The organism is Streptomyces sp. NPDC048411 (genome assembly GCF_040704695.1).
Taxonomy (GTDB): Bacteria; Actinomycetota; Actinomycetes; order Streptomycetales; family Streptomycetaceae; genus Streptomyces.
In genome coordinates, this window is record NZ_JBEZKL010000215.1 from 1 (window position 1) to 7,829 (window position 7,829).

Consider the following 7,829-nt stretch of genomic DNA (forward strand, 5'->3'; position numbering starts at 1 on the left):
GAGGGCGAGTACTGACAGAGCCGCTTGCGTCATAAGGAAACCCCGGCCCGTCGGAATCGGGCCGGGGTTTCCGGCATGCGGAGACAGTCCCCGGCCGACACCCAGAACCGCACGGCCACACCCACGCACACCACCCCAAGGTGCCGCCCGCCAGCAGTGCGTTGTAGTCATTGCGTGCGACGTCGCACGCCAGGCGCTGGACGATGATGGATCCGGCGGGTCCATATCGGATCGGCATGCCTGGAAGCCGCCGTTGTACGAAATGATGGGAATTCTGGCTCGCGCCAAACCTGAGGCGGTTCGGTATCCGGGGCGTCGTCGGCCCATGGCCCCTGGTTTCGCTCTCCGCGTCATGGGTGAGCGCGCTGTGCCACCAGCGGCGGAGTGTGAAGCCGTGGACGGCGGCCCACTGCTCGGGCCGGGCGAGCGGGTTGGCGAGCCGTTGGGTTGTCTCCTCGAAGATCTCCTCGGCCCGGCGATAGGAGAGCCGGGCTCGGCCGGTGGCGGGGCAAACACCGAGATTGGGGGTGCTCCCGGGTGCACGGCGCTCGGTGAGGAACGGTGGGCCCCGGGTGCGGTCGGCGATCAGACGGGGCAGCAACTGGGCGGTGCCGGGCTGCCGGTGGATCCACTCGGTCGCGCCTCCCTTGGCGGTGATCTTCCCGCGCTTGTCGGCAGTGACCAGGTCCTCAACGTTCAGGCATACCGCCTCCTCCGCTCGGGCCGCGCTCTCGTGGAGGAGCCGCCAGAGCGTTTTGTCCCGCAGATCCGTATCGAGGCGCCCCACGGCGGCGACCTGGGCGAAGGAGAGTGCCTTGGTCTTGTCGGGCGGGGAGGGGCGCCGCTCGATGCCCAACGTAGGATCGGCGCTGATCCAGCCTTGCCGTAGCCACCAGCCGATCGCCTTGCGCACGACGGAGAGTTCGCGGTTGACGGTGTCGGGGGCAATCTCGTCTGCGCGGGCGGCGGCGAGTTCGGCCAGCAGCTCCGGCAGGTCGGGGTCGTTGAGTGCGGCGAACTCCAGAGTGGGGGTTTGGCTCTGCGCCGGGCAGGGCCGATCGGGGTGGGCTCGCCGGCCAGCATCCAGCCCACATTCGTCAGTGAGATCCGGTAAACCCGCTCCCAGCCCATTGAGATACCCGCCGCTGTCAGAGACCGGTCCCTCGCCGCGACGTACGTGGCCGGACCGGTGGCCAGGGGCACGACCCTGGCGTGCGGAAGGCGGAGCGCGCCCCGGTCTCCGGCGCGGTCGCCCGTTCGATCGCCACCCTCGCCCGCCCTTCTACCGCTGTCGCGGTAAATGCGTACACCTCGCCCTCGATGGCGGTGATCGCGTCCGGTCGAACACACGAGGCCACCGCAGGGGCGTCGAATGCAGCGTGGGTGCCCTGCTGCGGTAAATCCGAGATCGACCGCAGCAGGGTGCTGTCAGGTTTGGACCCGCTGGGTGAATCGGCGGAGGGCGAGGTAGCCCAGGGTGGCGGTGCCGAGGGTGAGCGCGGTGAGGTAGACCCAGGTGGGCATGTGGCCGGTGGAGGGGGTAAGGGATGCGCGCAGGCCTTCGCTCATATAGACGAGGGGGTTGGCGAGGGTGAGGAGTTGGACCCAGCGGATGGTGTGCAGGGCGGTCCAGGGGTAGTAGACGCAGCCGAGCATGGTGGCCGAGGCCAGGAGCAGGCCGAGGAGGGCGCCGAAGGCGGAGGCGTCGATGGCAGTGCCGAGCAGGAGTCCGAGGACGGATGCGAGCAGCGCGCACAGGACCAGGGTGAGCAGGAGGAGCGGCCAGTTGTCGATGTGGGCGCGGGGGGCCTGGCCGGGGGCGTGGACGAGCCACACGATCGGAACGACGACCAGCGACGAGACGAGGCCGAAGATCGCGGAGGAGGTGATCTTCTGCAGGCCCAGGGCGCAGACGGGCAGGGGTGCCAGGGCGCGGTCGGTGATCTCGCGGCCGGGGCCGAGTTCGGCGGCCAGGGGCCGGGTGACGGACATGATGCTCTGCAGGGTCAGGGTGCTGGCGATCAGTCCGGGCAGCAGGATGGTGGAGAACGAGGTGGCGCCGCCGAGGCCGGTGCCGATGCTGGGCATGACGTACGCGAAGGCGAAGGTGAACAGCAACGGCTGGAGGCCGACCTGCAGGAGGAGGGCGGGCAGGTTGCGTCCGAGGACATGGAGGTCGCGGGCGGTCAGCGCGAGGTAGGCGTGCCAGGCGGCCCGGCGGGACGATACAGGGACGGGGGCGGTGCGGGTGGTGGTGGAAAGGGCGGGGGTGGTCATGGTTGGTAGTCACGTCCGGTCAGGGTGAGGAAGGCGGTCTGCAGGCTGGGGGGTGTGGTGATGGCGTCGCGGACCGTCAGGTCCGCAGTGGCCCCTGCTCGCAGCAGGTGGCCCAGGACCCCGTCGGGGTGTGTGGTGCGGACTCGTACCGTCGGGCCGTCGATGTCCACGTCGTGGGGGCCGCCGGGGAGGTGGTGGAGGGCGTCGGCGGCTGGGGCGGCGTCGGCGTCGTAGCGGACGGCGATGACGGTCTGGGCGCCGCTGGATGCCTTGATCGCGTCGGGGGTGTCGCAGGCGAGCAGGCGTCCGTGGTCGATGACGGCGAGGCGTTGGCACAGGGCCTCGGCCTCGTCGAGGTAGTGGGTGGTCAGGACGACGGTCTGGCCGGTGGCGTGCAGGGCCCCGATGATCTGCCACAGGTCGTCGCGTGCCTGCGGGTCGACGCCGGCGGTCGGTTCGTCGAGGAAGAGCACCTCGGGCACGTGCATCAGGGCCCGGCCGATCATGACGCGGCGGGCCTGGCCCCCGGAGAGCTGGTGGGTCTTGGCGGTGGCCTTGTCGGCGAGGCCGAACTGCTCCAGCAGTTCGAGCGCGCGGCGCCGGGCGGCGGATGCGGGCATGCCGAAGTAGCGGCCGTGGAAGGCGAGGTTCTCCATGACGGTGAGAGCGCCGTCCAGGGTGTTGGCCTGGGAGACAACGCCGATGCGTGACTTCACGCCGACCGGGTCGGCGGTGACCTCGCGTCCGGCGACCCACGCCGTCCCGGCGGTGGGCGTGACCAGGGTGGTGAGCATGCCGATCGTGGTGGACTTGCCCGCGCCGTTGGTGCCGAGCAGCCCGAAGAACTCGCCCTGCTCGACCGTCAGGTCCAGGCCGTCGACGGCGACGAGATCGCCTTGCGCCCGCGGGTAGACCTTGCGCAGGCCCTCCGTGCGGATGGCCGTCGGACCATCGGCCGAGGCGACAGCCGGGGCAGCCGGCCGCGCATGGACAGGTGTCGGATTCATGTGAGTACTCCTGGTTCCACGGATGGGACATCCGTCGGGGGCGTGAGGGATGAAGACCGACCGGCACATGGGGGGTGGGAGAAGGAGCTGGGCTGGGTGCGTGCAGCTGCAAGGCGGAGGAGGGAGGCACAACGCGGAGGGGGTCCCCCCATGCCCTGAGGGCTGTGGGAGAGTTGTTGACTGACGACAACGCCGGAGGGGGTCCCCCCTGGCCCTCAAGGCCTTGGGGGAGTGCGTGCCCAGCCCCGCGACGCCGCCTCCCATGTGCCGGTCGGTCTAATAGGCAGCGGTGCCGTGACCGGAGAGCCCGGTGCCGCCGAGGCGGGTCAACAGGACGGACAGCAGGCCGATGTCCTCCTTGCTCCACAGGGGCGCGGCGAAGATCTCGGCGGCGACCTGCTCGGCCGTGGCGAGCATGTCCGCCAGCCGCTCACGGCCCGTGTCGGTCAGGGCCGCGTAGGCCACCCGGCCGTCACGGGCATCCGTCTCGCGCGTTACAAGCCCGATCCGCTCCAGCGGCGCCAGACCCCGGGTCACCCCCGAGGCAGTCAGCCCCAGCACCTCGGCCAGGTCCACCCGGCGCATCCGACCGCCGGGAGCCTGCCCCAGGCGCAGCAGCACCGTGAAATCGGCCAGGCTCACGCCGTGCAGTCCCCCCAGGCTCGCGTCGAACCGCTTCACGAGGGCCGCTTGCGCCCTCACCAGACGCAGCGACGCATCCAGCGCACCACTCATTGCTACCTCCTTGACTACTCAACCTTAGCAGCTGATTGAGTAGTCAAGGAGTAGTGAAGCGAGTTGCCGCAGAGCTGCTGTCGTCTGGCCGGGAGCTGCGGAAGCAGGTCTCGCATCCGGGGCATGGGCCAGGGCGAGGGCTGTCGAGTCCCGCTGGTGGGGCGTTTCAGCGGGAAGCGAGCCTGCTCGAGGCTTTCCTCGGGCGAGGGGCGAAAAGCACCGAGGGCCGGGGAAGGATCTTTCGGGACCGGTGTTGCGGGATCGGCCGTTCTTCCAGCCGGCAGCGCGGCGCTGCCGTTTGCCCGGGGGCGCCTGGGAGAGGCCCTCGGCCTGGGACCTGAGGTCCTTGTAGTCGTAGCTGCGCTCGGTCAGCCAACCTTTCGCCGCATCTTCGGCGCGTTCGGTCGCGGCCAGGATGTCCTTCTCCGCCTCTCCCGAGTCCAGGAAGCGGAAGGTGAAGGCGGACCGGGCCGGTCGGTTGGTCTCGATCACCGCACGGAAGCCGCCGGCCGGCAATTCTCAGAAGCCTTGCGGGTGCGTCATGAAGCGCGGGTTGACCGTGCGCATGCCGATCCCGGCATTGTCCACCAGCATGTCAATGCCGCCGAGCCGCGACCACGCCTGGTCGACCACCCTGGCCACCGACGACTCGTCTCGCGCGTCCAGTTCGATGCCGACTGCCTCCGGCAGCCCGGCGGCGACCGAGCTCGCACGCCGGCCGGATCGTCCGGTCAGCGCGACCGCCGCTCCCGCCGTGGCCAGGGCGGAAGCCGTGGCGAGCCCCAGTCCGCTCGTCCCGCCGGTCACCAGCACCTTCATCGGATTACCCCTGTCCCGCGAACGACCCGCTCGCACTCGCTGGCTGTGGTCTTCGGCATCGTTGAAGCGCTCATGACTCCGACGCTGGAACTCGGAACATGTTCGGAGTCAAGCCGCGGCTGGAAACCGGGCCCGCCCATTCCGACTCACAGGCAGCCCTGAGCATCGCCGAGATCGCTTGCTGTACCGGCCTTGCTCACGGGGAGGTTGGAAAAGGCTCAGTGAAAGCCCCTCAAAACTCCCTCCCAGAGGGCGTTTACGCAGGTTGATTCCGGTAGGTCGGCTTGGCTGCCCACTCTCTTTGCGGAATTTCACGCGATATTGAAGCGTCCGCCTGTTCTGCTCCGTCGGCTCGCGTGCCCGTTTCACTCGCTTCTGCAGTCGAGAGTCCGTCTGGCTGGGAAATCACACAGAAACGCCGAACCGTCGACGGGACGACAGCGTCCGCCTCGTCCGTGCGAACGCTGTGCCGTGAGCCAGCGGAAGCCGTCCCCGAGCGACCTGTACAAAGCCCGATGAGCCTTGATCGAACCGACATTGACGGCCTGGAGGAAAGCCCGACTCGACCGCAGACCCACCGGCCGACCAGCTCGGTTGAACATGCGATGCATTCAACGCGATCCTGTACGTCAACCGCACCGGAGTTCCCTGGAAATGCCTCCCGCACGACTTCCCGAACCACGGCACCGTCTATGTCGCCGTGGTCTGTCGATGGTGGTCACCGCTGCCGCTTCACCTAACGGTAGGGGAGACAAGTGAAGCCTCAAAAGAGTACAAATGTTATATGAGTGAGAAATCGGAAAATCTGCATGACGTGGATGAATGGGCCGACCGCATCCGGGACGCCTCGTCCGGGTCCGATGCGCAGGCTGTCCGCAAGGTCGTCAGCGACATTTACCGCGCCGCCCAGGACGAACTCGACAAGAAGCGGGCGCAGGCTGAGTATGAACGCGAGGAGTAGCCGTCCGAGCTCATTCCGTGCCCGGAGTTGAGTCGAGGGCCGTGCGGCGTCCGGAACGGCTGGACTATCGGTTGTCCGTCGTCGGCCGCCGGGCTGGCGCTGGTCGTGAAGGTGCTGGTCATGGCGGAGGCGTCGGCCTGCGCGCTGGCCACGAATGAGGCCTTCTTCTCGTCCGGCCCGTCCCACGCGTTGGTGTCGATGGTGCCGGGCGAGATGGCGCTCAGTCGCAGCGGCGCGAGCTCCACTGCAGGTGACCGGGTGGCCACGTTCACCGAGCTGTTGGTTGCTGCCGCGCGAGCAAACCGGGATACGGCTGCGGGGCAGTCACCCCGGAGAACGCGACAAAGGACCGTATCTTCGGAGCGACGTGCTTAGCTGACATGATCGGACCAGTGACCTTGGCGTGGAAGGGCGGCAAGATCATCGCCGGACTCCCGGGTCTGTGATGAATCCGGGGTGGAGGGCCTCACTCGTCGGATGCTGTCACGATTGGCGGGGGATTGTCGCTCCCAGGCCTCGGTCGACTCCGTGAACCGGTTCCGCAGCCTGCGTATCCGCTGGGAGATCAGCGCCAACATCCAACCAAGCCTTCCTCGCCCCAGGCTGCGCGAGCATCTGCCGGCATCGCCCGCGTCCCCTTGTGTGAGGAGCTCAAGACGTCTGCTTGCCTGCCTGCCATTCCGGCGCGAGCACCGACCACGCCTCCTCGTCGTGCCGCTTCCCCCGGGAAAGGTAGCTCTCCCGCAGCACGCCGTCTTTGGTCATCCCGAGACGCCTGGCCACAGCGATATTGGCCTCATTCGCTGCCGAGACCCACCAGTCCACGCGGTGGATGCCCCGTTCCTCGATCGCCCAATTGACTATCACGCGCGCGGCCCGGGTCACCAGGCCCTTGCCCACCGCCGACGGCTCCAGCCAGCAGCCTGCCTCTGCGGTGCGCTTGGCGTCTATAGTCCGGAAGAGGACCGCGCCGACCAACTCGCTGTCCATCCAGATGCCGTAGAGCCGGCCGGTATCGGCCGCGGTCTTATCTGCGTACGTCTGGAGGAACGCCCGGCTCGACCGCAGGTCAGTGACGACGTCGGGGAGTGCGTTGTGCCGCCCGATGAACTCCCGTCCTCGGTCGATGTGGGCCAGGAACTCCTTGGCCCGCCACGGCTCGAGCGGGCGCATCTCGGCACCGTCATTGCCGGGGATGTCGCGTACATCGCCACCATTAAGGGTCGGCATCAGCACACACTGTGAAGGAATGTGCTCACGGGCGTCTGCGGTGGCGCGGCCTCGGCGGTCCGACGTCCCACGCCGGTCCGGGTGGCCAAACTTGTGCTCCCGCTTCGGGGGGCAGCCGCTCGATTCGCTCCCGCGGTTCGTCCGTCACGATCCCCGGCGACGTGCCGACGGCCCATCAGTGGACAACTTGCCTCCCAGTGGTAGTCGGCAAGGCCGTAGTCGCTTCATTGCGTGAGTGCTGCTCATGCGTTGGCGGCCAGAGGTCCTGAACTTTGCTGACTGCTGCGGGGGCGAGGACAGCCCAAGTGGCGCGGGCGGGAATGGAGAGGTGGCGACGGCTTGCCCGGGAACCTTGGCCACTTCTTCGGGAGCTGTTGGCGGACTTTGCTACGGCGGATATGGCCGCGCGGCTGGACATCGAAGGGGGCGTCGCGGGGGTGTGCGCCGCCGTTATGTCGGTTGGTGGGGGTGCGGGTGTGGCGGGGTTGGGGCGGTGAGGGTGTGTTGGCTGGGTTGGGTGATGGTTGTTCAGGGTGTTGGGGGTGGTGGGTGATGCTTGTTCGGGGTGGTGGGTTGAGGTGGGGTGCTGCCGGGTGGGTGAGGGGGTGGGGGATTGTCGCTCGAGTGGGCTAATCGTGTGCTAGAGAGGCTTATTTTGTTGTTATTTGACGGTCGGTCAGGTTGTGATGAGGGGTGTGCGGGTGGGGTGTTTACACCCGGTCGGCCCTGTGATGCGACGCCATGGATCTGTCCGATATGACAGGTAATGGGGTTGTAAGTACGTTCGTCTCAGGTCGGCT

General features: G+C 68.0%; 6 protein-coding genes and 3 pseudogenes. 2 read left to right on the top strand and 7 right to left on the bottom strand.

What is annotated here, in order from left to right:
* The 6 genes and pseudogenes from AB0915_RS37050 to AB0915_RS37075 form a co-directional block, all read right to left on the bottom strand.
* A pseudogene (locus AB0915_RS37050) lies at positions 1–913 on the bottom strand (hypothetical protein); the annotation flags it as partial.
* Between the two features lie 515 nt (positions 914–1,428).
* Positions 1,429–2,277 carry an ABC transporter permease gene (locus AB0915_RS37055; protein ID WP_366695508.1) on the bottom strand — a complete coding sequence of 283 codons (849 nt, stop codon included), beginning with the start codon at positions 2,275–2,277 and terminating at the stop codon, positions 1,429–1,431.
* The gene (locus tag AB0915_RS37060; RefSeq protein WP_366695510.1) at positions 2,274–3,284 is read right to left on the bottom strand and encodes an ABC transporter ATP-binding protein; all 1,011 of its coding nucleotides are present in this window, start codon (positions 3,282–3,284) and stop codon (positions 2,274–2,276) included. Before AB0915_RS37060 ends, AB0915_RS37055 begins: the two co-directional genes overlap by 4 nt.
* Positions 3,285–3,560: 276 nt before the next feature.
* On the bottom strand, positions 3,561–4,019 hold the full coding sequence (locus AB0915_RS37065; protein WP_366695512.1) for a MarR family transcriptional regulator: 459 nt from the start codon (positions 4,017–4,019) through the stop codon (positions 3,561–3,563).
* 279 nt (positions 4,020–4,298) lie between these two features.
* Positions 4,299–4,490: pseudogene (locus tag AB0915_RS37070) on the bottom strand (DUF6204 family protein); the annotation flags it as partial.
* A 48-nt stretch (positions 4,491–4,538) separates the two neighbouring features.
* A complete protein-coding gene (locus AB0915_RS37075; RefSeq protein ID WP_366695514.1) occupies positions 4,539–4,838 on the bottom strand; it encodes an SDR family NAD(P)-dependent oxidoreductase in 300 nt (99 codons plus the stop codon).
* Between the two features lie 522 nt (positions 4,839–5,360).
* Between AB0915_RS37075 and AB0915_RS37080 the strand changes: the two are divergent.
* Together AB0915_RS37080 and AB0915_RS37085 are read left to right on the top strand one after the other, a co-directional pair.
* A pseudogene (locus AB0915_RS37080) lies at positions 5,361–5,532 on the top strand (transposase); the annotation flags it as partial.
* A 90-nt stretch (positions 5,533–5,622) separates the two neighbouring features.
* Positions 5,623–5,799 (top strand): hypothetical protein, encoded by a 177-nt coding sequence (locus tag AB0915_RS37085; protein WP_366695518.1) that lies wholly within the window; start codon positions 5,623–5,625, stop codon positions 5,797–5,799.
* A gap of 651 nt (positions 5,800–6,450) precedes the next feature.
* Here the strand turns inward: AB0915_RS37085 and AB0915_RS37090 are convergent.
* Positions 6,451–7,029 carry a GNAT family protein gene (locus tag AB0915_RS37090; protein ID WP_366695516.1) on the bottom strand — a complete coding sequence of 193 codons (579 nt, stop codon included), beginning with the start codon at positions 7,027–7,029 and terminating at the stop codon, positions 6,451–6,453.
* Positions 7,030–7,829: the final 800 nt, after the last annotated feature.